Origin of the sequence: Mannheimia glucosida, from assembly GCF_046267875.1 — a bacterium.
Lineage (GTDB): Bacteria > Pseudomonadota > Gammaproteobacteria > Enterobacterales > Pasteurellaceae > Mannheimia > Mannheimia glucosida.
In genome coordinates this window covers 1981177-2006377 of record NZ_CP176502.1, presented here as the reverse complement: position 1 = coordinate 2006377, position 25201 = coordinate 1981177, and the positions used below count along the sequence as shown (strand labels likewise).

The 25201-nt window shown below is 40.0% G+C and carries 27 protein-coding genes, 3 tRNA genes, 2 pseudogenes and 1 riboswitch; of the genes and pseudogenes, 15 read left to right on the top strand and 17 right to left on the bottom strand.

What is annotated here, in order from left to right:
* Positions 1-139 precede the first annotated feature (139 nt).
* The 6 genes and pseudogenes from ACJ7Z2_RS09605 to ACJ7Z2_RS09580 all read left to right on the top strand — a co-directional run bounded on the left by ACJ7Z2_RS09605 (position 140) and on the right by ACJ7Z2_RS09580 (position 3691).
* The gene (locus ACJ7Z2_RS09605; protein ID WP_409500142.1) at positions 140-337 is read left to right on the top strand and encodes a hypothetical protein; all 198 of its coding nucleotides are present in this window, start codon (positions 140-142) and stop codon (positions 335-337) included.
* Positions 337-627 carry a hypothetical protein gene (locus ACJ7Z2_RS09600; protein WP_409500141.1) on the top strand — a complete coding sequence of 97 codons (291 nt, stop codon included), beginning with the start codon at positions 337-339 and terminating at the stop codon, positions 625-627. The genes ACJ7Z2_RS09605 and ACJ7Z2_RS09600 overlap by 1 nt, the downstream gene beginning before the upstream one ends.
* A 132-nt stretch (positions 628-759) precedes the next feature.
* A complete protein-coding gene (locus ACJ7Z2_RS09595) occupies positions 760-885 on the top strand; it encodes a Com family DNA-binding transcriptional regulator (RefSeq protein ID WP_409500140.1) in 126 nt (41 codons plus the stop codon).
* Positions 886-931: 46 nt separating this feature from the next.
* Positions 932-1144: pseudogene (locus tag ACJ7Z2_RS09590) on the top strand (hypothetical protein); the annotation flags it as partial.
* 40 nt (positions 1145-1184) lie between these two features.
* A pseudogene (locus ACJ7Z2_RS09585) lies at positions 1185-2469 on the top strand (DNA cytosine methyltransferase).
* A gap of 226 nt (positions 2470-2695) precedes the next feature.
* On the top strand, positions 2696-3691 hold the full coding sequence (locus ACJ7Z2_RS09580; RefSeq protein ID WP_134916721.1) for a site-specific integrase: 996 nt from the start codon (positions 2696-2698) through the stop codon (positions 3689-3691).
* Positions 3692-3777: 86 nt separating this feature from the next.
* Here the strand turns inward: ACJ7Z2_RS09580 and ACJ7Z2_RS09575 are convergent.
* Both ACJ7Z2_RS09575 and ACJ7Z2_RS09570 read right to left on the bottom strand, forming a co-directional pair.
* Positions 3778-3854: transfer RNA gene (locus ACJ7Z2_RS09575), tRNA-Arg, on the bottom strand.
* Between the two features lie 24 nt (positions 3855-3878).
* Positions 3879-3955: transfer RNA gene (locus tag ACJ7Z2_RS09570), tRNA-Pro, on the bottom strand.
* Between the two features lie 169 nt (positions 3956-4124).
* Here ACJ7Z2_RS09570 and folD point away from each other — a divergent pair.
* Complete coding sequence (gene folD / locus ACJ7Z2_RS09565) at positions 4125-4985, top strand: bifunctional methylenetetrahydrofolate dehydrogenase/methenyltetrahydrofolate cyclohydrolase FolD (protein WP_409500139.1); 861 nt, start codon at positions 4125-4127, stop codon at positions 4983-4985.
* A gap of 114 nt (positions 4986-5099) precedes the next feature.
* A complete protein-coding gene (thiI, locus tag ACJ7Z2_RS09560) occupies positions 5100-6551 on the top strand; it encodes a tRNA uracil 4-sulfurtransferase ThiI (RefSeq protein ID WP_409500138.1) in 1452 nt (483 codons plus the stop codon).
* A gap of 42 nt (positions 6552-6593) precedes the next feature.
* On the opposite strand, the gene ACJ7Z2_RS09555 is transcribed toward thiI, so the two are convergent.
* The 11 genes from ACJ7Z2_RS09555 to ACJ7Z2_RS09505 all read right to left on the bottom strand — a co-directional run bounded on the left by ACJ7Z2_RS09555 (position 6594) and on the right by ACJ7Z2_RS09505 (position 16191).
* Complete coding sequence (locus ACJ7Z2_RS09555; protein ID WP_409500137.1) at positions 6594-7301, bottom strand: YwiC-like family protein; 708 nt, start codon at positions 7299-7301, stop codon at positions 6594-6596.
* A 67-nt stretch (positions 7302-7368) separates the two neighbouring features.
* Positions 7369-8343: a 6-phosphofructokinase gene (pfkA, locus tag ACJ7Z2_RS09550; protein WP_006251855.1), complete on the bottom strand. Its 975-nt coding sequence runs from the start codon at positions 8341-8343 to the stop codon at positions 7369-7371.
* Between the two features lie 106 nt (positions 8344-8449).
* Positions 8450-9646, bottom strand: coding sequence for an aminotransferase class V-fold PLP-dependent enzyme (locus ACJ7Z2_RS09545; RefSeq protein ID WP_409500136.1), 1197 nt, complete (start codon positions 9644-9646; stop codon positions 8450-8452).
* A gap of 3 nt (positions 9647-9649) precedes the next feature.
* On the bottom strand, positions 9650-10318 hold the full coding sequence (locus ACJ7Z2_RS09540; RefSeq protein ID WP_409500135.1) for a thermonuclease family protein: 669 nt from the start codon (positions 10316-10318) through the stop codon (positions 9650-9652).
* 44 nt (positions 10319-10362) lie between these two features.
* The gene (locus ACJ7Z2_RS09535) at positions 10363-11730 is read right to left on the bottom strand and encodes an alanine/glycine:cation symporter family protein (RefSeq protein WP_154704524.1); all 1368 of its coding nucleotides are present in this window, start codon (positions 11728-11730) and stop codon (positions 10363-10365) included.
* 118 nt (positions 11731-11848) lie between these two features.
* A riboswitch (glycine riboswitch) is annotated at positions 11849-11944 on the bottom strand.
* Between the two features lie 170 nt (positions 11945-12114).
* Positions 12115-13167 (bottom strand): AI-2E family transporter, encoded by a 1053-nt coding sequence (locus tag ACJ7Z2_RS09530; RefSeq protein ID WP_126301832.1) that lies wholly within the window; start codon positions 13165-13167, stop codon positions 12115-12117.
* A gap of 46 nt (positions 13168-13213) precedes the next feature.
* Entirely contained in the window at positions 13214-13639 is a 426-nt protein-coding gene (gene ruvX, locus ACJ7Z2_RS09525) for a Holliday junction resolvase RuvX (protein ID WP_409500134.1), read from the bottom strand.
* Positions 13639-14199, bottom strand: a complete 561-nt coding sequence (locus ACJ7Z2_RS09520) for a YqgE/AlgH family protein (RefSeq protein ID WP_006247900.1) — start codon at positions 14197-14199, stop codon at positions 13639-13641. Before ACJ7Z2_RS09520 ends, ruvX begins: the two co-directional genes overlap by 1 nt.
* On the bottom strand, positions 14199-14930 hold the full coding sequence (gene rsmE / locus ACJ7Z2_RS09515; RefSeq protein ID WP_409500133.1) for a 16S rRNA (uracil(1498)-N(3))-methyltransferase: 732 nt from the start codon (positions 14928-14930) through the stop codon (positions 14199-14201). The genes ACJ7Z2_RS09520 and rsmE overlap by 1 nt, the downstream gene beginning before the upstream one ends.
* A gap of 328 nt (positions 14931-15258) precedes the next feature.
* Positions 15259-15432, bottom strand: coding sequence for a hypothetical protein (locus ACJ7Z2_RS09510; RefSeq protein WP_006247903.1), 174 nt, complete (start codon positions 15430-15432; stop codon positions 15259-15261).
* A 171-nt stretch (positions 15433-15603) separates the two neighbouring features.
* Positions 15604-16191 (bottom strand): YajG family lipoprotein, encoded by a 588-nt coding sequence (locus tag ACJ7Z2_RS09505; RefSeq protein ID WP_409500132.1) that lies wholly within the window; start codon positions 16189-16191, stop codon positions 15604-15606.
* Between the two features lie 91 nt (positions 16192-16282).
* On the opposite strand from ACJ7Z2_RS09505, the gene ACJ7Z2_RS09500 reads away from it, so the two are divergent.
* Positions 16283-16594: a BolA family protein gene (locus ACJ7Z2_RS09500; protein ID WP_409500131.1), complete on the top strand. Its 312-nt coding sequence runs from the start codon at positions 16283-16285 to the stop codon at positions 16592-16594.
* A 92-nt stretch (positions 16595-16686) separates the two neighbouring features.
* Positions 16687-16776: transfer RNA gene (locus ACJ7Z2_RS09495), tRNA-Ser, on the top strand.
* A gap of 176 nt (positions 16777-16952) precedes the next feature.
* Here ACJ7Z2_RS09495 and ACJ7Z2_RS09490 read toward each other — a convergent pair.
* The gene (locus ACJ7Z2_RS09490) at positions 16953-17327 is read right to left on the bottom strand and encodes a copper resistance protein NlpE (protein ID WP_409500130.1); all 375 of its coding nucleotides are present in this window, start codon (positions 17325-17327) and stop codon (positions 16953-16955) included.
* Between the two features lie 24 nt (positions 17328-17351).
* Complete coding sequence (locus ACJ7Z2_RS09485; protein ID WP_154704518.1) at positions 17352-17654, bottom strand: DciA family protein; 303 nt, start codon at positions 17652-17654, stop codon at positions 17352-17354.
* Between the two features lie 120 nt (positions 17655-17774).
* Here ACJ7Z2_RS09485 and secM point away from each other — a divergent pair, with 120 nt between their 5' ends.
* The 3 genes from secM to mutT all read left to right on the top strand — a co-directional run bounded on the left by secM (position 17775) and on the right by mutT (position 21364).
* Positions 17775-18095 (top strand): secA translation cis-regulator SecM, encoded by a 321-nt coding sequence (secM, locus tag ACJ7Z2_RS09480; RefSeq protein WP_409500129.1) that lies wholly within the window; start codon positions 17775-17777, stop codon positions 18093-18095.
* A 58-nt stretch (positions 18096-18153) separates the two neighbouring features.
* Entirely contained in the window at positions 18154-20880 is a 2727-nt protein-coding gene (secA, locus tag ACJ7Z2_RS09475) for a preprotein translocase subunit SecA (protein ID WP_409500128.1), read from the top strand.
* Positions 20881-20965: 85 nt separating this feature from the next.
* Positions 20966-21364 carry an 8-oxo-dGTP diphosphatase MutT gene (gene mutT, locus ACJ7Z2_RS09470; RefSeq protein ID WP_006250724.1) on the top strand — a complete coding sequence of 133 codons (399 nt, stop codon included), beginning with the start codon at positions 20966-20968 and terminating at the stop codon, positions 21362-21364.
* A 188-nt stretch (positions 21365-21552) separates the two neighbouring features.
* Here the strand turns inward: mutT and ACJ7Z2_RS09465 are convergent, their stop codons facing one another.
* Positions 21553-22167: a hypothetical protein gene (locus ACJ7Z2_RS09465; protein ID WP_126301835.1), complete on the bottom strand. Its 615-nt coding sequence runs from the start codon at positions 22165-22167 to the stop codon at positions 21553-21555.
* Positions 22168-22400: 233 nt separating this feature from the next.
* On the opposite strand from ACJ7Z2_RS09465, the gene ACJ7Z2_RS09460 reads away from it, so the two are divergent.
* Together ACJ7Z2_RS09460 and groL are read left to right on the top strand one after the other, a co-directional pair.
* Positions 22401-22691 carry a co-chaperone GroES gene (locus ACJ7Z2_RS09460; RefSeq protein ID WP_409500127.1) on the top strand — a complete coding sequence of 97 codons (291 nt, stop codon included), beginning with the start codon at positions 22401-22403 and terminating at the stop codon, positions 22689-22691.
* A gap of 67 nt (positions 22692-22758) precedes the next feature.
* Positions 22759-24399 carry a chaperonin GroEL gene (groL, locus tag ACJ7Z2_RS09455; RefSeq protein WP_126301836.1) on the top strand — a complete coding sequence of 547 codons (1641 nt, stop codon included), beginning with the start codon at positions 22759-22761 and terminating at the stop codon, positions 24397-24399.
* Between the two features lie 124 nt (positions 24400-24523).
* Here groL and ACJ7Z2_RS09450 read toward each other — a convergent pair whose 3' ends face one another.
* Positions 24524-24850: a DUF5339 domain-containing protein gene (locus ACJ7Z2_RS09450; RefSeq protein ID WP_006249310.1), complete on the bottom strand. Its 327-nt coding sequence runs from the start codon at positions 24848-24850 to the stop codon at positions 24524-24526.
* Between the last annotated feature and the right edge of the window lie 351 nt (positions 24851-25201).

Sequence of the window (25201 nt, the reverse complement as noted above, 5' to 3'; positions counted from 1 at the left end):
GATAGAATGGGAATCCTTATATCGATGGTAGGAATATTTTTATCTGCCAGAATGTATGAAAAAACTCGCCATTGAAATTATCTACCGCCAATGGAGATTACATTCAATGGCTACAAAAAATTAGTTAAAGAGGTGTTCTATGAGTAAACCTTTTGATCTCACTAAAGCATTGAATGGTGCATTAGTGAAAGTTAAACACACGGAAGACCCAAGACGAATCGTTGGTCAATCAGCATTCCGAAATGATGAATATATCATTGAAGATGAATGGGGAGCATATCGATTACCTTTGACAAAAATCCAAAATGGATTTTTGATGTATGAGGAAAATAAATAATGGGAACAAGACAAGAGTTTGAATTAACCCGCCAAGATTTAATTGTCGGTCACGTTTATGAAGCAAAGAAAAAGCAAACAAATTTTTGCCGAGAAATTAACGACCGCCAAATATTATGGATTGGAAAAGAATTTTATAAGAATGAATATCAAGAGGTTATTCAATATGACAGCCCAACTGTTAGAGCAGGTAGTCATTATCCTAAGGTGAGCGTTGCTCAGTTTCTCAAGTGGGCAAAATCTGATGTAACGGACGAAATGCCAAAAGGTGAATGGCGAACATCTTTTTAAAAAACGGCGACATTATAAGTGCAGCAACACTTATGATGCCAGCTACGCAAAGCACGCTTGCATATAGCCATACGCCGCCACCTAGCTAGGTAGGCGGAATTTTATCAAAAAATGAAGTAAAAGTGTATTTATATGCAATCATTAAGATTAATTGAGTTCCGCTGTAAGTATTGCCAAAAATTATTGGCAAAAGCGAAAGATGTACAACATTTAGAAATTAAATGTGTACGTTGTAAATCAATCAATAAATTTAACTGAATTGAGTGTCTTAGCGTTAAGAACGCCTGAACGCCATAGGAGAACTATGGCAAAGCAAATCTTTAAACAAGCCCCACTTCCGTTTGTAGGTCAGAAACGAATGTTTCTAGCTCAGGTTTCTCAAATTTTAAATGAGAATATTCCTGATGACGGCCAAGGTTGGACAATCATAGATGTATTTGGTGGTAGTGGGTTATTAGCTCATACTGCCAAACATATCAAACCAAAAGCTCACGTTATCTACAATGATTATGATGGATAACCGCTTGTTCCGCAAGCGGTTATTTTTTGGAGAAAAAATGCAATTCACCTACGGCTCAATTTGTAGCGGTATCGAAGCCGCAAGCGTAGCGTGGCACGGTTTAGGCGAGCCTTTATGGTTCTCCGAAATTGAGCCATTCCCCTGTGCGGTATTAGCTCACCGTTTCCCCAATGTGCCAAATCTAGGCGATATGACCGCTCTACCCGAAAAAATCGTAAACGGCGAAATCCCTGTTCCTGATGTATTGGTTGGGGGAACCCCTTGCCAAGCATTCAGCATAGCGGGCAAGCGTGAGAGTTTAGATGATGACAGAGGGAATTTAACCCTTACTTTAATCCATATTTTAGAGGCTATTGATTATGTCAGACAACAAAACGGACAACCACCCTGCGTCCTCGTGTGGGAAAACGTACCCGGTGTGCTATCCACCAAGGACAACGCATTCGGACACTTTTTGGCTGGACTGGTTCAAGAGCGTGAGCCATTACAACCGGCAGGGGAAAAATGGACAAACGCTGGTTATGTGCATTCAGCCCGAACTATCGCTTGGCGAGTCCTCGATGCTCAATACTTCGGTGTCGCCCAACGCCGTAAAAGAGTGTTCCTTGTGGCAAGTGCTAGAAAACGAAGTATCGCCCAAATACTCATTGAGCCAAAAAGCGTGCGAGGGGATATTGAGGCGAGCAGAAACAAGGGGCAAAGTGTTACCGGCTTTATTGAAAGCAGCTTTGGAACGTATCGCCAATCCGACAAAGGCGGCACAGTTAAAGCATCAGGGGAGGGCTTTGAGTGGCGGGAGTGAGACGCTAGTTGTTCACGGTACGCAAGATCCAATTATCAGCCAAAACAAAGCTCATTGTTTAGGTCGAAACAACGGGCAAGAGAATGTCTTATTTGAAGTAAAAGGTGCTGAAGCTGTACGAATTAGCGAAATTCAGGACAAAACGCCAACATTGAAAGCAAGAATGGGAACTGGTGGTGGAAATGTGCCTTGTATTGCCGGCAAGTGCAATACAATCGGCAGACAACCCGAGAACGGTGGGAATGGCAACGGCTTTGACGAAAGTGGCGTAAGCTACACCTTGACCCGAACTGATGTTCACGCTGTATCTACAGGTACGGCTATACGAAAACTAACCCCAAGAGAATGCGAACGGTTACAAGGGTTTCCTGATGATTGGACGAAAATCCCCTACCGCAACAAATCCGCCGATGAATGCCCTGATAGTCCACGCTATAAAGCCATTGGCAATAGTATGGCTGTACTTTGTATGCGTTGGATAGGGCTACGGCTAAATAATTATTTAATTCAATCCCTCTAAACGAGGGATTTTTATTGGAGAATAATGTGGAAACATTAAGCATTAAACAGGTGGCAAATATTCTTAATGTATCCTATTGGACTGTGTTCAATAATCGACATCGATGGGGATTTTACCAAATGGATGGCTCCCGGTTATGGCGAGTTGATAAATCAAATCTTGATTTGTTGAAAAAACGATCTAATAATGACCGTGGGCTTGCTCTATCGGTCGGAGAGGAAAAATTATGCCGATCAGAAAAAGAGGTGACGTCTATTACATTGACCTCTACACCCCTAGTGGAGAAAGAATTAGACGCACTATTAAAACAACTGTAAAAAAAGAAGCTCAGCAATACCACGATAAATTAAAAGCTCAGTTGTGGCAAATTGATAAGCTAGATCAAAAACCTGATTATCTCTTTGAAAATGCATTGGTTTTATTTCTAAAAGATGCGGAAGGAAAAGAGGATACAGCAACCAAAAAACGGCACGCAATTTATTATCGAAATATTTTTGCTGGTCGAATATTAAGTTCTTTAACAAGCGATGAAATACTGGGGGCGATTCCAGAAAAGCATATGTTAAAAGACACGCCATTGACAAATTCTACTAAGAATAAATATAGAACCTCTATAATGCGAATTTTAAAATTAGCTTATCAGGCAGGATATATTGATAAAATGCCGTTTATCCCTAAAAAGAAAGAGCCACCTATCCGGGTTCGTTGGATTACCAAAGAACAAGCCAAGCAGTTTATTAATAATATTAGTACTGATTGGATGAAAACTATCTGCTCTTTTGCTTTATTAACAGGAGCAAGGCGAACAGAAATACTTTCTATGACTTGGGATAAAATAGATTTTATCCGTAAAGTAGCGATTGTTTCGAATGATATTGCCAAATCTGAAAAAGCGAGATCGCTTTTACTTAATGATGATGCAATTGAATTATTACAAAAGCAGAGAGGGAAAAATCCTAAATATGTTTTTGTAGGAAGCAAAGGGCAGGCATTACAAGATATTAACCGCAAAATATTTAACAAAGCGACTGAAAAATGTTTATTGGTTGATTTCCATTTCCATGATTTAAGGCATACTTGGGCCAGTTGGCACGTTCAGGCCGGCACACCATTATTTACCTTAAAAGAATTGGGTGGCTGGGAAACATTAGAGATGGTAAAGAAATATGCCCATCTTAATGCAGACCATTTACTCAACCACGCTAACTCAGTTAAATTCTAGTCACAAATTAGTCACAAAGTATTTTTGACATAGAAAATTAATAACTGATATTTAAATGTAACTATTTGAAATATAAGGGTAATTAATGGCACGCCCTAAAGGATTCGAACCTTTGACCCACGCCTTAGAAGGGCGTTGCTCTATCCAGCTGAGCTAAGGGCGCAGATGAAGATAATATAAAAAGAAGTGGTCGGCGAGATAGGATTTGAACCTACGACCCACTGGTCCCAAACCAGTTGCGCTACCAAGCTGCGCTACTCGCCGACATAAGATGTTGTTGATTATAGATTTCTTTGCACAACAGTCAATCTTTTTTTGTGAATGTCGGCTTAAATGATTGAAGTTTATCCGTTATTCAAAATTAGCTTATCAAAAAGGCTATTTTTTGAGAGAATGACGAATGTTTTGCCAAGTGATATTTCGGGAGGTAGTAATGACTGCACAAATTATTTCGGGGAGTGAGGTTTCTTCACAAATTAAAAAAAAGGTGAGTGAGAAAATCGCTCATTATCTTGAACAGGGTAAACGTAACCCTGGTCTTGCGGTCATTTTAGTGGGGAATGACCCAGCCTCTCAAGTGTATGTGGGGAGTAAACGCAAAAGCTGTGCCGAAATTGGGATTGCGTCGAAATCTTATGATTTACCCGAAGAAACCACAGAGGCTGAATTATTAGCACTGATTGAAAAGTTGAATCAAGATGATTCGGTCGATGGGATTTTAGTCCAATTACCGTTACCTAAACAGATCGATTCGACTAAAGTGATTGAAGCCATCTTACCACATAAAGATGTTGATGGATTCCACCCTTATAATGTTGGGCGTTTATCTCAGCGTATTCCCACTTTACGCCCTTGCACTCCATACGGTGTGATGAAGTTGCTTGAAACAACTGGGGTAGATTTATATGGTCAACACGCAGTGATTGTAGGTGCGTCTAATATTGTTGGTCGCCCGATGGCGTTAGAACTGTTGCTTGGTGGTTGTACAGTCACAGTTACTCATCGCTTTACCAAAGATTTAGAGCATCACGTTCGCCAAGCAGATATTTTAGTTGTGGCAGTCGGCAAGCCTGAATTTATTCCCGGGGAGTGGGTTAAAGACGGTGCTATCGTGATTGATGTAGGGATTAACCGTGGAGCAGACGGCAAACTAAAAGGTGATGTAGAGTATTCAGTTGCCTCACAAAAAGCGGCATTTATTACCCCTGTTCCCGGTGGAGTCGGCCCGATGACGGTGGCAATGTTAATGCAAAATACCTTGCTGGCGTATGAAAACCATTTACAAGCGGTCTAATTTGACAGGTATTTTGCAAATCCTCGGCATTAGTCGAGGATTTCTTTTTCTGGGCTTTTTCAGCAGAAAAGGCTAAAATACTCGCCATTTTTGTCACACTATTCTTATTTAAATATGAAATTTATCATCAAACTTTTCCCTGAAATTATGATTAAAAGCGATTCTGTTCGAAAACGCTTTATCAAAATTTTAACCTCAAATATTCGCAACGTATTATTAAAAGAGACCGAAAATGTGTCTGTGGTTCGCCATTGGGACTTTATTGAAGTACGGGCGAAAGTGGAGGAAGAAACAGCCTTAGTGTTGGATTTGCTTAAACGCACGCCGGGTATTCACCATATTTTAGAAGTGGAGGAAACCCCTTTTACGGATATGCACGATATTTTTGAGCAGACTTATGCTGCGGTTAAAGCCGATCTTGAAGGTAAAACGTTTAGCGTGCGTGTTCGCCGTAAAGGAAAGCACGATTTCCGTTCGCTTGATGTAGAACGTTATGTCGGTGGTGGGTTGAATCAGCGGATTGAAACAGCGAAAGTGAAATTAACCAACCCTGATGTGACGGTCAGAATTGATATTGAACACGATAAAATGTTGCTGATTAAAGCTCGCCACGAAGGGTTAGGTGGGTATCCAATCGGCACACAAGAAGATGTGTTGTCATTGATTTCGGGTGGTTTTGATTCGGGTGTATCGAGCTATATGTTAATCCGTCGTGGTTCTCGTGTGCATTACTGTTTCTTCAATTTAGGCGGAGCTGCACACGAAATTGGCGTGAAACAGATGGCATATCATATTTGGAGCCGTTATAGTACCTCACATAAAGTCCGTTTTGTCGCCATTAATTTTGAAAATGTAGTGGGTGAGATTTTAGAAAAAGTCGATAACGGACAAATGGGCGTGGTATTAAAACGTATGATGGTACGGGCGGCAAGCCGTATTGCCGAGCGTTTTGATATTCAAGCGATTGTGACCGGTGAGGCGTTAGGACAGGTCTCGAGTCAAACACTGACTAATTTACGTTTAATTGATAAGGCATCAGATACGCTGGTATTACGTCCGCTCATCACTCACGATAAAGAGCAGATTATTGCAATGGCAAAAGCGATTGGCACTGACGATATTGCTAAATCAATGCCGGAGTTCTGTGGAGTAATTTCTAAAAATCCAACGGTTAAAGCGATCGAAGCAAAAATCTTGGAAGAAGAAGGCAACTTTAATTTTGAGGTACTGGAACAAGCAGTTCAAACAGCAAGTTATTTAGATATTCGTGAGATTGCTCAACAAACAGAAAAAGAGGTTGTTTCGGTTGAAACCACAACAGAATTGAGCGAAAACGATGTTGTGCTGGATATTCGCAGCCCTGAAGAAGTGGATGAAGCTCCATTCCGTTTGGAGGGAGTACAAGTGAAAGAACTCCCGTTTTATAAACTTTCCAGCCAGTTTAGCACACTTGACCAAAGCAAAACCTACTTGCTCTATTGCCAACGTGGGGTAATGAGTAAACTACAGGCTCTTTATTTGAAAGAGAATGGCTACAGCAATGTAAAAGTGTTTCGAGTGAAATAATGGTTTTGATTGCACCTTAATGATTGATTAAGGTGCAATTTGTTACCAAATGAGGCTTGCTAAAAAGAGTAGGATAACAGGAAATTCAAGCATGCCAACTTGTTTAACATTCCAGCCAAAGCTTGGCACAATAATGGCTCGAACAGTTGCAATTAAATAAGCAAAAAAGACCGCTTGTAGAGAGCAGAGAATGTAAAACATTGCCAAAACCAAGTGTATTGCAATGCTGATTTCCATATAAATTGGGTTTCTTCGCTCTCGCACTATACTCTTTATATAGAAAGTGGTGGCAATAAAAAATAGGGTTGGGTGGAGCAGAATCTCAAACTGATATTGTGTTGTCACCAGATAATAAGCTGCCATTCCCATTATGCCAAAGGTTAGAATGCCGGCAATATCATTCCATAAATTGCGTTCATCCTTTTGTTTGGCGTAGTGAACTTGTACTAACCCAAGCGGTAGAATTATCGGTAAAAATTGCAAAATCGAAGGCTGAGCGTAGATCACCGGTAAGGCAAACAGCAGGCTTAAGCTAAAGTAGATTTTCGCCCATTTTTTATTGCGTTCAGTTGGCTTTTTACTAAAAAGCGAGAGAAAAGGGTAGGAAAAGAAGTAGAGAAATAGCCACGACAGCCCAAAGAAAATATGCAAAGCGGTAAAACCACTTTCAATAACGGCGTAGAGAAACGGCAACATTGCCATTGCTAATGCACCGTGTTGGTTGGATATAACGGGTTTTTCTTTGAACATTCAATTTCCCTCTTAATGTGGCAAATAAAAAGGCGACTAAACAGCCGCCTTTAAATTGTAAGAAAAGTTAGAATAATTTTCTAGAGGCTTCAAATAATTCTTCTTTGAATGGACGACGCATATTATTGATCGCATCAATAATATCGTGGTGAACCAGCTGCTCGTTTTGAATACCGACACAGTGACCGCCAAAGCCTTGCAGTAATAATTCCACCGCATAGACGCCCATACGGGAGGCCAAAATACGGTCGAAGGCACAAGGCGAACCACCACGTTGAATATGACCTAATACGGTTGCACGGGTTTCATTGCCAAAACGGGCTTCAATTTCTTTCGCTAATGCGTGAACATCGGTCATCAATTCTGTAATTGCAATAATTGAATGGCGTTTACCTTTGTGGAAACCTTCTTCAATGCTTCGCATTAATGCATCTTTATCTAGGCCTTTTTCCGGTACGATCACATATTCGCAACCACCGGCGAGGGCAGCACTTAGGGTTAAATCACCACAGTGGCGACCCATAATTTCCACAATCGAAATACGTTGGTGTGAACTTGAAGTATCACGCAGGCGGTCAATCGCATCTAATGCGGTTTCAAGGGCAGTTTGATAGCCGATGGTGTAGTCTGTTCCCACAATATCATTGTCAATCGTACCCGGAATACCGATACAAGGGTAGCCAAATTCTTCGGTTAATAATTTAGCCCCCATATAAGAACCATCGCCACCAATAACCACTAATGCATCAATGCTGTATTTTTTTAAGGTTTCAACACAATGTTTGCGAACTTCTGGTCTTTTAAAATCAGGGAAGCGGGCAGAACCTAAGAATGTACCGCCTCGGTTGATGGTTTCAGACACGGAACGGCGGTCAAGTGGGATCACTTTATCGTGGTAAAGCCCATAGTAGCCGTCTTGAATACCACAAACCTCTAAACCTTCATTAAGTGCGGTACGAACCACACCACGGATTGCCGCGTTCATTCCTGGTGCATCACCACCACTGGTTAATACTGCAATTTTTTTGATTTTTTTACTCATTTAAAAACACCTTGTTGATAAATTAAAGTTAAATTGGAAACTGGTGCAAGGTTACAATATTCAGCCTTTTCGTTCTACTAAAAAATACGTATTTTTTTGATTTAGCTTAGCTTTCTTGCAAAATTTCAAGGGTAAAATCTAGAGCGTTGAAAAAATGCTCAACATCTTGTTGATTATTGTAATGGGCAAGTGAAAGTCGGACTGTTCCGACCTCTTCTAAATGGCGTAAATAAGGCTTGGCACAATGCTCCCCTTGGCGGATCGCAATTTTACTTTGGGTTAAGAAAGCGGCAATATCGGCAGGGTGCTGATTTTTCACCACAAAGCTAATAGTCGGTGCATTTTGTTGCCCGATAATTTGCAAATTTTGATAAGAATTTAACCGCTTGCGGGTGTATTCAGCCAAGTCATAAAGCTGACGATTAAGATCTACAAAATCCCATTTTTCGAGCCAAGCTAGCACTTGCCCAAAGCCGATAATGCCGGCGATATTCGGCGTGCCGGCTTCCAAGCGATAAGGTAACTCTGCCACAGTTAATTCACTTTCCGTAATGTTTTTCAGCATTTTACCGCCAAATACAAGCGGTCGAATTTGCTCCAAACTTTGCAATTTGCCGGTTAGCACACCCACACCGTTTGGACCATACATTTTATGGGCGGAGAAAGCGTAGAAATCTGCATCTAATTTCTGAACATCCACTTGCTCTGAGCAAACTGCTTGAGCAATATCTAACACAATTTTAGCAGAGCAAGATTGGCGGATAAGCGGGATTATTTGTTCCGCTGGCTGGCGAACTCCTGTTACGTTAGAAACTAAATTAAATGCAACAATTTTGGTTTTTTCCGATAACGCATTTTTAAGGGTTTCCAGCTCAATTTCATACTTATCATTAAGTGGCAACACCACGAGTTTCGCTCCTGTACGCTGTGCCAACTGCTGCCAAGGAATAAAATTAGCGTGATGTTCCGCTACTGAAATCACAATTTCATCACCTTCTGCAATTTGATGCTCCAAGCCATAAGCCACGGTGTTAATGCTTTGGGTTGTGCCGCTGGTCCAAATTACCGCCTCACGAGTTTCCACATTAAAGCGTTTCATGACCAAATCACGAGCTAATTCATATTGCTCGGTTTGTGGTAAATCATACTGACTGCGATGCACCGAACCGGCAGAGGCATAAAATTCGTTTGTTGTTTGAATCAGCACATCAGGTTTCAGCGTTGTAGCGGCAGAATCTAAATACGTCCAGCCGTCAGATTTTTCAAAAAAAGGGAAATGGGTGCGAAATTGGGTGTTAGGCATAAATTAATTCCTATTTTTCTGTTCTTGCCGATAAAGTTTATTGCACGGAATGCCGTCGTTGTTGCCGTCTAGCTCTTTCCAGCCACATTGTTGAAAGTAGTGTTTTGCCTGTGCGTAATTGCTGATTTGGTTACAACTTAATTTAACTTGGCAATCAATCGTTGGTGGCGGAATTGTAATATTTTCCGATTTTTTGACCGCTTGTGGTAAGGTTGAGGCGTGTGTTTTTCGCCATTGGCTCGGGTTAATCGGGAATTTGTCCTGCCATAAGCCGATTTTAGCTTGCTGTGCTTGATCTTGTGCTTCGATATATTCCCGCTTTGTGGTGTAAGCCCATGCCATACCGTTTTCCACTAAGGCTAAGTTGATGTTTTTGCCGTTTAAATAGAGGGTGGCAAGTAGTCGCTGGTAACGATCATAGCCTGAAACTATGGCAGTAATGTTTTGTTGAAACACGAATTGAGCCAGAGCTTGTTTGGCTTTGTTGCCGTAAGGCTGCGCTTGTTCGGGGGCATCAATATGTTGTAGCCTTATTTTTAGTGGTGTTTTATTGACCAAACAAGTGAGGGTGTCGCCATCGCTAATGCCAACGACTTTGCATTGTAACTGGCGTTCGGCGGCATATACCGATGAGAAAAATAAGCTAAAAATTAAGGTATAAAGGTATTTCATTTATCAAAAAAGAGAGGGCTAATTAGCCCTCATTCTATCATTTTTTATTCGGTTTCGCCTGTTTTAAGGCGGGCGAAGAAATCTTTTGTTTCCCTAATAATCACTTTGCGTAAGGCAATCAATGCGATTAAATTCGGGAATGCCATTAAGCCGTTCACGATGTCTGCCAGCGTCCAAATTGTATCGAGTTGTAAAAATGGAGCAGAGGCGATGAGTGCAATAAACAGCAAGCGGTACAATTTAATGTATTGGGTGCGACCTCGAGTGAGATAGACAAAACAGCGTTCGCCATAGTAGCACCAGCCTAAAATGGTGGTAAAGGCGAAGAAGACTAAACCAACTGTAACAATCACCGCACCGAATGAGCTGTTTAAACCTTGAGTAAAGGCGGTAGTGGTGAGTTCTGCTCCTTTGACATCACCTGCCCAAGCTCCAGAAATAACAATCACTAAGCCGGTCATAGTGCAGACGATAATGGTGTCTAAGAACGTACCGGTCATTGAAATTAAGCCTTGGCGTACCGGCTCTTTGGTTTGAGCGGCAGCGGCGGCGATGGGGGCAGAGCCTAATCCTGATTCATTTGAGAAAATACCACGTGCAACCCCTAATTGAATCGCTTGCATGACGGTGAAACCAACCGCCCCGCCTAATGCCGCTTGTGGGTTAAAAGCTGCATGTACAATGGTAACAATTGCTTGTGGGACTTTTTCCATATTCAGTAGAATGACGGATAAAGCTGCGATGACATACCCAATAGCCATAAATGGTACAACAACGGTTGCAATTTTAGAAATTCGTCTGACTCCCCCTAAAATAATTGCAGTGACAACGAGGGTTAAAATAATCGCACTGAAGATAATCGGTACATCAAAGGTGCTTTCTAGGGCGTGGGTAATGCCATTCACTTGGGGGAATGTGCCGATGCCAAACAATGCAACCAATACGCCAAAAAACGCAAAAGCTTTAGCGAGCCAACGCCATTTTTTGCCCATTCCCAGTTCGATATAGTACATCGGACCGCCAGCCACAAATCCGGCTCTATCTTTAGTACGATATTTAATTGCCAATAAGCCTTCGGCATATTTTGTTGCCATACCAAATAGGGCAATGAGCCACATCCAAAATAATGCTCCCGGTCCGCCCGAATGAATGGCGGTTGCCACGCCGACAATATTCCCCGTGCCGATAGTAGCTGCTAGGGCAGTGGAAAGGGCGGCAAAAGCCGAAATATCGCCCGATTGCCCTTTGCCTTTTTCCGGCTTGAACATATAGCGAAAGGCTCGTCCGAGTTGGCTTAATTGAATACCTTTGAGTGAAAAGGTTAAATATAACCCTACACCTGAAATTAAAAGCAGGAGTGGGGGACCCCAAACAAAATTGTTGATTTGATTAAGAATAGTGTCGATAGACATTTGGTGTTCCTCGTAAAAATTGCTTACAAGGAAAGAAAAGGAATGCAAGAGACAAGCGGTTAAAAAACGGAGATTTTTTGCAAAGAATTAGCAAAAAATCACCGCTTGTATCGTATAACTTTTCTCCCCTGTCCTTTTGCCTGAGCGTTTCACGCATTGCTGCATTTTCGCCTTCGGCGGCGGATTTTTATCCGCTCTCTCCAAGGGTTCGTCCAGTAACAGTCCCCGCAGTTTGCACTGCACCTGAAAGAGTTTACCTCGTCGGTGAAATGTTAATTCATTTCTCTCCAGCTACCTTCATCCGAACAATCTAATTTATTTTATAATGTAAAATAAAAAAGAGTTGCCAAATTCTAGCAACTCTTTTGCTTCCGTCAAGTGAATTTAACGATATTTTTGTTCTTTCGGTACTTCTTCTAAATCGCTAAATAATACGGCATATTTTTGGGTGGCTTTATTGGATTCTAATGCCACTTTACACGCCATCGTGAGTGGAACGGAAAGTAACATTCCTACTGTGCCGAGTAACCAACCCCAAAATAGAAGTGAGAGGAACACTACAAGGGTAGAAAGCCCAAGTTTCTTGCCCATTAATTTAGGCTCGAGTGCATTACCTACGACCATATTAATCACGACAATGCCGATTAAAGTGCCTAATCCTATAGAAAAGCCATTTAGTACCAAGGCTTGAATCACAATTGGAATTCCCGCCAAAATAGAGCCGATATTCGGGACGTAGTTAAGCAGGAAGGTCAGAATTGCCCATAATATTGCATATTCTACGCCTAGGATTTCAAGCAAAGTCCAGACTAATCCACCGGTGAGTAGGCTCACAAAGGTTTTTACCCCAAGGTAGCCAATCACGCCTTCAAGCACTTGGTTGATATACTCTTTTTCGTTGCTTAAATCATCATCTGGGCTAAGTGCGAGGGCTAATTTATATTTGGCAACCGGCATTTCCAATAGCATAAAAATGACGACTAAGAAAATCACAAAAATATTCGATAATGCACCGGATAGCCCCATTAGCAGTTTGCTGACCAAATTCATTATTGAGCTTGGGTCAAATTTGCTCATAATCTCTTCTTGTGAGAGGGTAAGTGGAATATGCCATCTATGAGCGAGTTCTAGAATCACCTGGATTCTAGACGAAAGTTGGATTTTGTATTGCGGAATAGCATTAGTAAATTCTTGCAAGGTACTATTGATAATGCCGGCCAAGAAGGTAAAACCCAAAATAAAGACAATCAGTAAGATGGTAATAGCTAACCATAATGGCACTTTACGCTTAGTCATAAATTTGATCATTGGTGAACAAATAATGGCAATAAATAGCGAAAGTAAAAATGGCACAACAATTTCATTGGATAATTTAATCCCTGCCAGAATAATGATAATGGAGGCTATCGCCACGAGAGTTTTGGTGGAATGTGTCATAATTTTTCCTTTTACAAGCGGTTAAGAATCGGCAAATTTTTACAAATTAGTGATTCTCAAACCAACTTTCTAAAATTAAACAAGCGGAAATGGAATCCACTTTATCCTTTTTTAATGCTTTGTAACCACCACGAGAAAAAATTTCCGCTTTTGCTTCAACAGTAGTGAGGCGTTCATCTTGTAGCTCAACCGGCAGATTAAAACGTCCGTTTAAGCGATTGGCAAATTTTCTGGCACGCTGAGTTAAAGGCTGCCCTGTGCCGTCCATATTCAAGGGTAGCCCAACAACCAGCATATCAGGTTTCCAATCTTGCAAGAGTTTTCCGATCTCTTCCCAGTTTGGAATACCGTCTTGGGCTTTAAATGTAGTTAAACCTTGAGCTGTGCCGGTAATACTTTGTCCAACTGCACAGCCGATGCTATTTGTGCCAAAATCAAAGGCAATCACGGTTTTTGTTGTGGTTTCTGTCATTAAGCTCTCCCAGCTCTTGACGGTATGCTTGAAAGCCCCATCATTTCATAGGCTTCTGCCCAACGCTCTAAATAACCGGTTTCAAACAGCGTTTTTTCATTCGCATCAGACACAATCCAATAATTTTGAGCAATTTCTTGCTCAAGCTGGCTGCCACGCCAAGTGGAACAACCTAAACACACAATAAATTTTTCAGGTGAAGCCAGTGTGCCAAAGGAGTCTAACACATCACCGGAGGTAGTGAGCGTAATTTTATCGGTGATCGGATAAGTGTGAATAAAATCATTGGCGGTTTTGGTGTGAATAATAAAGCCACGATCTTGATTTACCGGCCCACCGCTTAACACCATTTGGTCTTTTTTGTAATCACGCTGGTTCGCCATTTGGAAATCCATTCGGGTAATCAGCTCTAGAACCGACAGATCGGTAGGAGTGTTAATTACTACTCCCATTGCACCTTGCGGATTATGTTCGCAAATATAGACCACCGTCCGCTCGAAATAGTCATCGTCCATTTCCGGCGTGGCAATTAAAAATTTACCTTGTAAATTCTCTAACATTAAATATCTCCAAAACAAACTTGTAACGCAGTAATTGCCGCAAGTGAGGCGGTTTCTGTGCGTAATACACGTTTACCCAGTAAGACCTCAGTAAATCCTTCATTCTCAGTCATTGCGATCTCTTCTGCGGATAATCCTCCCTCTGAGCCAATCAGTAAACGAACTCCGGCTTTCGGCACATTCGGTAGCTCACGAATGGTATATTTGGCTCTTGGGTGCAAATTTAGTTTCAACATATCGTCTTGCTCTTTGCACCAGTCGGTGAGTTTCATAATCGGGCGAATTTCAGGGATTTCATTCCGACCACATTGTTCACAGGCGGCAATCGCAATTTTCTGCCATTGCTGTAATTTTTTATCTTGCCGTTCATCATTGAGCTTTACGCCACAACGCTCCGACCAAAGTGGAGTAATGGTTTTCACCCCGAGCTCCACCGATTTTTGAATAGTAAATTCCATTCGATCACCTCGGGAAATCACTTGCCCTAAATGGATCGGCAGGTTGGATTCTCGGTCATCTAATTCACTTGAATCAATTTTTGCAATAATTTGCTTTTTTTCGACCGCTTGTAACGTAGCGTGGAAAACGTGGTTTGAGCCATCAAATAAAATGATTTGCTCTCCTTGTTTCATTCTTAGCACTCGCCCAACGTGGTTAGCGGCATCTTCACTTAACACGCAACTTTGTAAATTGGCTAACGGCTGTGGGTGGTAAATTCTTGGGATTCTCATAATTATCTAGTTATAAATTAAAGGCAGACGATTGTCTGCCATAGGTAAGTTAAAATAGGTTAAGGATAAAGTCTTGAACAATGCAAAATAGTAATAATTGAAATTTCATTCTCTTTAACTTTATACACTATTTATAGCCGTTATGATATAGTTCTCTCGTATTAATAATTGCACCTTTTACACCCATTGTAGGAAAAATGGCTAAATTATTAATACTATTTTCCAATTCTTCTAGTATCCTAATTCCGCTACTAGCATAACCGGTAAATTCGCTAACAGAAATGGCAATATTCTCTAAATCTATTAAGGCTCTTCAGTATAATAAATATTATGCAACTTTTTTGGCATTTTCAGCACCTCTAAAAGCGGCAGCAATAACTCTTTTTCTGACCTCTTCGGGTGAATAAATCCGACCGTTTTTAATATCTTCCTTTCCTTGCTTTACTTTTTTAGCAAGATAATCAAGATACTCTTGGCTGACATTATGATAAGGATTATTCATATTTTTCTCCTCTTTCTATTTTTACATTGTGAGCTTTACTGATCATTTTATCAAGTTAATTTGCTCTATTTTTCGAGCTACATCACAAAACGAGAAAACAACAAGCGGTCATTTTTCCACACTTTTTTGCAAAAAATCGAAGAAAGGTGACCGCTTGTCAGAGAAAATCAATTATTTGAACTGGTGAATTGCATTGGCGATTTCATTATCGTTGTAAATTGCTTTCACCACATCAGAATAGGCTTGGTCTAACACTTTCTTGATTTCATCATTGCTTGCACCAAATGCACCTTCGTAACCACGGGTGGCGTTGAAGTTTTTGCTAAAGTTGCCTTTAGAACCTTGAACCGCCACTTCCACGCTCACTTGTGCATCAGCTTTGTAGCGTAAGTTTCCTTGTTCTACTGTGGCAAAGAATTTACGAATATTCACTACCACATTGGCATTCGCTGCACCTTGTACAATTTGGAAACCTTTTGCATTCAGGTCTTGTTGGACGGCTTGTTGGAACATTGCAGCAACTTCAGGCACTGCGGTTAAACGAATCACTTCTCCGTTTTTAGTGTAGCTTGCGATTTCACGCGAGGTGCGTAAATCTTGTGTCATTACATTCACCGCAGCCGTTTGATTGTTTGTGTTAAATACGGCAGTTGGCGTTGGGGTAGAGAATGTTAATGTGTTGGATTGGCTTTGGCAGCCTGCCAGTAATGCCGCAGCAAAAGTAGTGGCTAACACTAATGTCTTTTTAGAGAGTTTCATAGTAAATCCTTCTATATTGAATAAATTTCGAGAAAATTTCTGCTTAGTATAGTATTATTTTGTTTTGATTTTCAATGAAAGAGAGCAAAAAATGTGGGTAGAACAGACAATTATTCAAAAAATTAAGGCAGAATTTCAGCCGATTTTCTTTAATGTCGAAAACGAAAGTTATATGCACAGCTCAGGTAGAGGAGCAGAATCGCATTTTAAATTAACCTTGGTGTCAGATAAATTTGAAGGGCAGAGAACGGTTGCTCGTCATCGTGCTGTTTATGCGTGCTTAGCTGAGGAATTAGCTAATGGCGTTCACGCACTTGCTTTGCACCTATATACCCAAGGTGAATGGGATGCGACTGGCGGACTTGTACCTAAATCGCCAAATTGTTTAGGTGTTGGACAATAATCTGGTCAAAAATGATTTATTTTATTTTGTGAAGAAAATACTTGAAAGAGCCGTGTAAAATTGCTATATTTACGCCATCTTTTTGTTGATTCGGTGAGATGTCCGAGTGGTTGAAGGAGCACGCCTGGAAAGCGTGTATATGGGAAACTGTATCGGGGGTTCGAATCCCCCTCTCACCGCCATTCATACTGAAAGATTCCTTACTGTTTTCATAGATATTTCCTTGGTTAAGTTAAAGTAGATAATACTTTTTCATTTTTAGGTTATCCCCGAGCAAACATTGCTTGGGGATTTTTTTATGCTAGTTTTAATTGATTGCAAATAAAAAGGATTCCGAAGAATCCTTTGTTATGCCCTTTTAACGAACTTTACCTAGTTTATAGTTATTGCTGTTTTTCACCGTATTGCCATTTGGGTCGCAAAGTTCAACGTGTTGTTCAGACACTTGGAAGGCAAGATTGCCTGATGCTTTTTCCAAACGAATCACATTTGGCTTATTGGGTTCAAAGCTATATATGCCTTTGTCTCGGTAAGCGTATTCTTTTTTATCTTTAAAATATACCGTATCATATTGGTAGGTTTTATCTGCATTTAAGGTTAGCTGGGCTTGGATTTTCTCACAATCAGCACAAGGTAATTCGCCTGCATAAGTACCGGTAACGCTTTTTTGTGGTAGTAATGAACAAGCCCCTAGCATTGCAGTGGTAAATCCAATTAGTGCGATTTTTTTCATACTATTTTCCTCTTTAAAATTAAATTATATAACACTCGGATTTACTCTAAATTCAAGTTGGGTTATTTCAGGTAAATCGGTTTGTATCTGTTTTAGTAACATATTTTGTTGCAAGATTAAACCTTGCCGTACGGTTGCATTCTTAACGCTCACAATAAGCTGATTATCAACTAAATTCACTACTCGGTAAAGCCCACGATAAGATTCTGGCCATCTTTTCTGAATTTTTTGGTTTAAATCGTTAATGAAGTTTGCTTTTTCGACAATACGGCTTAAGCTTGAGTTCTGTAAAATGTCATTAATCTTTTTAGGTGCTGAATTTTTCATCTGTTTCTTTACATTTCGTCTTATTTTAGGCTTGATTTTACGATACTTGACCCAATAATTTACTCATTCGGCTTGAATTTAGCGTATAATTAGCCCAATTTTTTCGTTTATCTTAATTTAATGAGCTTATTTTTAAAACACTTTCATCGAACGCCTTTTTGGTCGCAACTCTTTTTGGGAATGGTTGCGATACTTGCCTTACCTGAAATTCAGGTTGCGTACGCTAATGAAAGTGAACAGGAAACCGTTCTTAATCAATCTTTTCTTCAATATGCTCAATCGGCTAATGATATTGAGCAACAATCGCTTTTTATTGCAGAGTTAATCCATAAAATTGTGGAAATTAAACCACAAACGGTGCATTTTTGCGAATTTTTTGCAAACTCCTACCGCTTGGATAGACAAAATGCTTACCCCATTCGAGCCGGGCCACAAACCTAAATATAATTTAATTTTACCATTAATTGATTAACCCATTTTTATATTTAGGAATAACACAATGATTTCAAAATTACTGACTTCTATTTTTGGCTCAAGCAACGATCGCACTTTAAAACGTTTAAGAAAGCGAGTGGCACAAATTAATAAGCTTGAACCAACCTTCGAACAATTATCTGATGAAGCGTTAAAGGATAAAACAGCGGAGTTTAAACAACGCCTTGCAGATGGTGCATCGCTAGATAGCCTGTTACCTGAAGCTTTTGCGACAGTGAGAGAAGCAAGCAAACGAGTATTAGGTATGCGACCATTTGATGTACAACTGATTGGCGGTATGGTGCTAACTGGGCGTAATATTGCAGAAATGCGTACTGGAGAAGGTAAAACCCTAACTGCAACTTTATCTTGTTATTTGAATGCTTTAACCGGTAAAGGTGTTCACGTTGTTACGGTGAATGACTACCTCGCTCGCCGTGATGCGGAAACCAACCGCCCGTTATTTGAGTTTTTAGGCTTAACCGTTGGAGTGAATATTCCAGGTTTACCGCCGGAAATGAAACGTGCTGCTTATCAGGCAGATATTACCTATTCAACTAACAGCGAATTAGGTTTTGATTACTTGCGTGATAACTTAGCTCACGATAAAAACGAACGTTTCCAACGTGAGTTACACTACGCATTAGTTGATGAAGTGGACTCTATTTTAATTGATGAAGCTCGTACGCCGTTAATTATTTCAGGGCCTGCGGAAGATGCGACCCAAATTTATCAAGCGGTAGATCAAATCATTCCGCATTTGATTGCTCAAGATAAAGAAGACAGTGAAGAGTACACAGGTGAGGGGGATTTCACCTTAGATCTGAAAAACAAGCAGGCTCACTTAACCGAGCGTGGTATGGTGAAAGTGGAAGATTTCTTAACTCAAATGGGGCTAATGGAAGAGGGCGAAAGTTTATATCACCCAGCTCGTATTTCGCTTTTACACCATGTAAGTGCAGCATTGCGTGCCCACAAATTATTTGAACGCAATGTGGATTATATCGTTAAAGATGGTGAAATTGTGATTATTGATGAACACACAGGGCGTACAATGGCTGGACGTCGTTGGTCTGATGGCTTACACCAAGCGATTGAAGCCAAAGAGCGTGTAACTATTCAAGGCGAAAACCAAACTGTTGCCTCAATTACTTACCAAAACTATTTCCGTTTATACGAAAAATTAGCCGGTATGACTGGTACAGCAGATACTGAAGCCTTTGAATTCCAACAAATTTATGGCTTAAACACAGTGGTAATTCCAACCAATAAACCGGTAATTCGTGATGACCGTACTGACCTAATGTTTAAAAGCGAAGCAGAGAAATTTGCAGCGATCATTACTGAAATTAGAGATTGTATCGAACGCAAACAGCCGGTATTAGTGGGAACGGCATCGGTGGAAAAATCGGAGTTATTATCGGCGGAACTTACTAAAGCCGGTATTGCTCACAACGTATTAAATGCCAAATTCCACGCTCAAGAAGCGGAAATTGTAGCAGAAGCCGGTGCACCGGGGGCGGTTACTATTGCCACCAATATGGCTGGTCGTGGTACTGATATTGTGCTTGGCGGTAACTGGAAAATGGAAGTTGCTAAGCTTGAGAACCCGACACAGGAACAAATTGATGCGATTAAAGCTGAGTGGCAAGAGCGTTATGAAACGGTGATGAAAGCCGGTGGTTTACATATTATCGGTACGGAACGTCACGAATCCCGCCGTATCGATAACCAGTTGCGTGGTCGTTCCGGTCGTCAAGGTGACCCGGGTTCGTCACGTTTCTATCTCTCTTTAGATGATGCCTTAATGCGAATTTACCTCAACGAAGGTAAATTAAATATGATGCGTAAAGCCTTTACCGAACACGGTGAGGCGATGGAGTCTAAACTATTAACCAAAGTGATTGCCTCTGCTCAGGCGAAAGTAGAAGCCCATAACTTTGATGGTCGTAAGAGCTTGTTACAGTATGACGATGTTGCTAATGAACAACGTAAAGTGATTTATGAACAACGTAATCATTTATTGGATACCGATGATATTTCATCAATGATTGAAACTATTCGCCAAGATGTATTTGACAATACTATTAGCGAATACATTCCGCCTCAATCTATCGAGGAAATGTGGAATGTACCGGGCTTGGAAGAGCGTTTACGCCGTGAATTTGGTTTAGATTTACCGATTGCTCACTGGCTTGAAACTGAAAAAGACTTGCATGAAGAGACTTTGCGTGAACGTATTTTAAATATTGCGATTGCAGATTACAAAGCGAAGGAAGAAAAAGTAGGCTCAGAGGTAATGCGTAATTTTGAAAAAGGCGTGATGCTCCAAAACTTAGATGAGCTTTGGAAAGAGCATTTAGGTGCAATGGATTATTTACGCAAAGGTATTCACTTGCGTGGTTATGCGCAAAAAGATCCTAAGCAAGAATATAAAAAGGAATCTTTTGCGATGTTTACCAATATGCTTGATACCTTAAAATTGAATGTAATTAGCATCTTAAGCCGTATTCAAGTGCGTAGCCAAGAAGAGATAGAAGAGGCTCAACGCCAGCAAGCTGAAATGGAAGTTGCAAGTAAGCCAGCTACACAAGCTAGCGATTCTGTTGCTGAAAGTAGCGAAGAAAATAGTGCTGAGAGCCTAACTGAAGAAGAGTTGGCGAACTTAAATATCGGTCGAAACGACCCTTGCCCTTGTGGTTCAGGCAAAAAATATAAGCATTGCCACGGTAACAAAGCGAGATATTCGTAATTAACAAGCGGTCATATTCAGTCAGGAATTTGCAAATTTTCTGCTTAATATGACCGCTTGAGTTTATAGAAGAGAGAAGGAAACTATGTCAAAACCGATTATTCAAGTCTCAGCAGGGATTATTCGTAACGAATTTGGGCAAATTTACTTAACCCAACGTTTAGAGGGGCAAGATTTTGCTCAGTCTCTTGAATTTCCCGGGGGGAAAGTCGATCCTAATGAAACCCCTGAAGAAGCACTAAAACGAGAATTAGAAGAAGAAATTGGTATTCAAGTGTTAAGTGCTTTTCCGTATGAAAATTTTTGCTTTGAATATCCAACCAAAATCATTGAATTTTTCTTTTATTTGGTGGAAGAGTGGGTAAATGAACCTTACGGAAGAGAAGGGCAAGAAGGTTTTTGGATCGCACAATCGGATTTAGATGAGGGAGCTTTCCCACCGGCAAATGCCCAATTAATTAAACGCTTAAAAGAACACGCATAATTTGTATTGAGAACTGTATCTAAAGTAATTTAGCTGCGGTTTTTTATTGGATACGCTATTGAGACATTTATAAAGCTGATGTGGGGGCGAATTACTATTCGCCCTTTCTTTTTTGCAGAGTTTTAGTAAAAATGACCGTTTGGTATACCTAATAAATAATGATTGTATCGGATTTAGCACAACTTATATTATTGAGGAGCGTCATTAAAAAATGGTAATAAAATAATAGATGCGGGAATCGTAATTGGTGCTGCAATGACCGAAATGGTGTCATCAAAGCTAAATTCTATGCTTTTCTGATAACTTTTCGCTTTAGCGATTATAGGTTGCTTAAATTTATACTTTTCTAGTATTTCCTTGCGATTTTTAAACTGTGTGATTTTACCACCAAGACCTGCATAGCTTTTCCATAGATATTCTTTTGAATGGCTAAATTCAAAACCTAACTTTTGTAGAGCTTGAATATCGCTCATGGTGAGATTTTTTGCAATAAATTGCGGACTGTACTGAATTTGAATATTTTCATCATAAATAGCTAAAGTAATTCGGTGATTACTGATCTTCCTTCCATACGGACTTTGAAGAAGTTTATTCAAAAAATAAATAACATCTGAAGCTTTTGTATTATCTGTCAGCGTTTTATCAAATATCGCATCAATTGTGGAACCAATGAAATAAATTTTATCTGATTCAAGCAAAATTGCTTGTACAGGTTCTTCAAATTCTTTTCCTCTAAAATCATAACTTTCGTTAAAGCATGCGGAGAGAAACCATAGTGAGCAGAGCATTAAGTATTTTTTCATTTTATTATCCTATCTTGAAATTAATAGTTTAAATGGTATAAGAGAATTGGAGTTTTTCTAAGCAGAAACAGATTTCTTAGGTATATAGTTTTATCAAAAATGGTCAAATTTGTAAAAAATTTTACAAATTTGACCGCTTGCACTTGAAACTCTAAAATCTGCCTTTATATTGTTAGGCGTTACGCATTTTGCGTGAAGTTTTATTTATTCATTTTTAAGAAAAGGAACATATTATGGCACTTCGTCCATTACACGATAAAGTTATTTTAAAACGTGAAGAAGTTGAAACAAAATCGGCAGGCGGTATTGTTTTAACCGGTTCGGCAGCAACAAAATCAACCTGTGGCAAAGTGATTGCAGTGGGAACAGGTCGCATTTTAGACAATGGTTCTGTTCAGCCTTTAGCAGTTAAAGTGGGCGATGTAGTGATTTTTAACGAAGGCTACGGCGTAAAAACCGAAAAAATTGACGGCGAAGAAGTGCTGATTTTAGCAGAACACGATATTTTAGCGATTGTAGAATAATTTTATTCTATACAAGCGGTTAAAAAAGCAAAATTTTTTACACATTTCAAAACAAAGGATTTAGAAAATGGCAGCAAAAGACGTGAAATTTGGTAACGATGCACGCGTAAAAATGTTAAAAGGCGTGAATATTTTAGCCGATGCGGTAAAAGTAACTTTAGGCCCTAAAGGTCGTAATGTGGTGTTAGATCGTGCTTATGGTGCACCAACGATTACAAAAGACGGTGTGTCGGTTGCCCGTGAAATCGAATTAGAAGATAAATTTGAAAATATGGGGGCTCAAATGGTGAAAGAGGTTGCCTCTAAAGCCAATGATGCCGCCGGTGACGGTACAACTACCGCAACTGTATTAGCTCAAGCGATTGTAAACGAGGGCTTAAAAGCAGTGGCTGCGGGTATGAACCCAATGGATTTAAAACGTGGTATCGATAAAGCGGTTGCAGCAGTGGTTGAAGAGTTAAAAGCGATTTCAAAACCGTGCGAAACCTCAAAAGAAATTGAGCAAGTAGGGACGATTTCTGCAAACTCAGATTCAACAGTCGGTCAATTAATTGCTCAAGCAATGGAAAAAGTGGGCAAAGAGGGCGTGATTACTGTTGAAGACGGTACAGGTTTAGAAGATGCATTAGACGTGGTTGAGGGTATGCAATTTGAGCGTGGTTACTTATCGCCATACTTTATCAATAAACCGGAAGCCGGTACGGTTGAGTTAGAAAACCCATATATTCTTTTAGTGGATAAAAAAGTGTCTAACATTCGTGAATTATTACCAGTGTTAGAAGGTGTTGCAAAAGCAGGTAAACCATTATTAATTATTGCCGAAGATATTGAAGGCGAGGCGTTAGCTACCTTAGTGGTGAACACTATGCGTGGTATCGTGAAAGTGGCGGCAGTGAAAGCACCTGGCTTTGGTGATCGCCGTAAAGAAATGTTACAAGATATTGCGATCTTAACTGCAGGTACTGTGATTTCTGAAGAGATCGGTATGGAGCTTGAAAAAGCAACGTTAGAGGAGCTTGGCCAAGCAAAACGTGTGGTTATCAGTAAAGATAACACCACGATTATTGATGGTATTGGCGATGAAACTCAAATTAAAGGTCGTGTAGCACAAATTCGCCAACAGATCGAAGATTCAACCTCAGATTACGATAAAGAAAAACTCCAAGAGCGTGTGGCAAAATTAGCCGGCGGTGTTGCAGTTATTAAAGTAGGTGCGGCAACCGAAGTCGCAATGAAAGAGAAAAAAGACCGTGTTGATGATGCTCTTCACGCAACCCGTGCTGCGGTGGAAGAAGGTATTGTTCCAGGAGGCGGTGTGGCTTTAGTGCGTGCAGCTAACAAAGTGGCTGGTACGTTAAAAGGCGATAACGAAGAGCAAAATGTGGGTATCAAACTTGCATTACGTGCAATGGAAGCACCTTTACGTCAAATCGTTGCCAATGCCGGTGAAGAAGCCTCAGTAGTGGCTCGCAACGTGAAAGAAGGTTCTGGTAACTATGGTTACAATGCCGGTACAGAGCAGTACGGTGATATGCTTGAAATGGGGATTTTAGACCCAACTAAAGTGACTCGTTCAGCACTTCAATTCGCGGCTTCTATTGCAGGTTTAATGATCACAACAGAATGTATGATTACTGATCTGCCAAAAGAAGAAAAATTAGATCCGGCTGCAATGGGCGGTATGGGTGGAATGGGCGGAATGATGTAATTGCCCATTGAGTGAACAAAAGCTACTGAAATTAATTCAGTAGCTTTTTTGTTGGTAACAAGTGGTTAAATTTATGCTATTTTTTGCAAATAAAAAACCAAGCAAGTAAGCTTGGTTTTAGCGTTTATTGATGTTTTTGTTTAAGGCTGTTTAGTGCTGTTAAACCTTTCTCGCAACTTTTTTGTTGTAATTCAGAATCCATTTTTAGGATTTGTTGCTTTGTTAAAGAAAGTTTATTTTTCATTTTTAGCACTTGAGTATGAGTACCAGGCTGTCTTTCTGCATCAGAGACCAATTTATTTGCCGTGTTAAACATTTTCTCACATTCAGTTGGCAAATTTTTACTTAAAGTAGGTTTTGCAACTGTAAGTGATGAGGTTTTAACACTTGCTATAGCATTACTGGAAACCAATATGGTACAAAGTGTTATTCCTAAAATTCTTTTTAGCATGCGTTCTCCACACATTAAGTGTTTAAAATTAAAAATCTAATATGTTAATTAATAAAGCTTTCTGATGTTATCAGAACTTTAATTTAAAGTCATCTAAAACTAAGATCTTTTTGCCAAGAATAAATTTTCAAGATCGTTAGTATAAAAAATAGTAAATAAATTGTTACTTATTTGTTAAGTATAACCGTGTTATTTAGTAGGTTAAATAGCAATTATTACATAAATAAACCAATTTTGTGACGAATATAACAAAATTACTATTTTTTAATTAGCTATTTACAGGTAGAATACTCGCCGACACTTTATTATAAAATTAACCAATTTGGGTTATTTATTAGAATTGAGTGAATT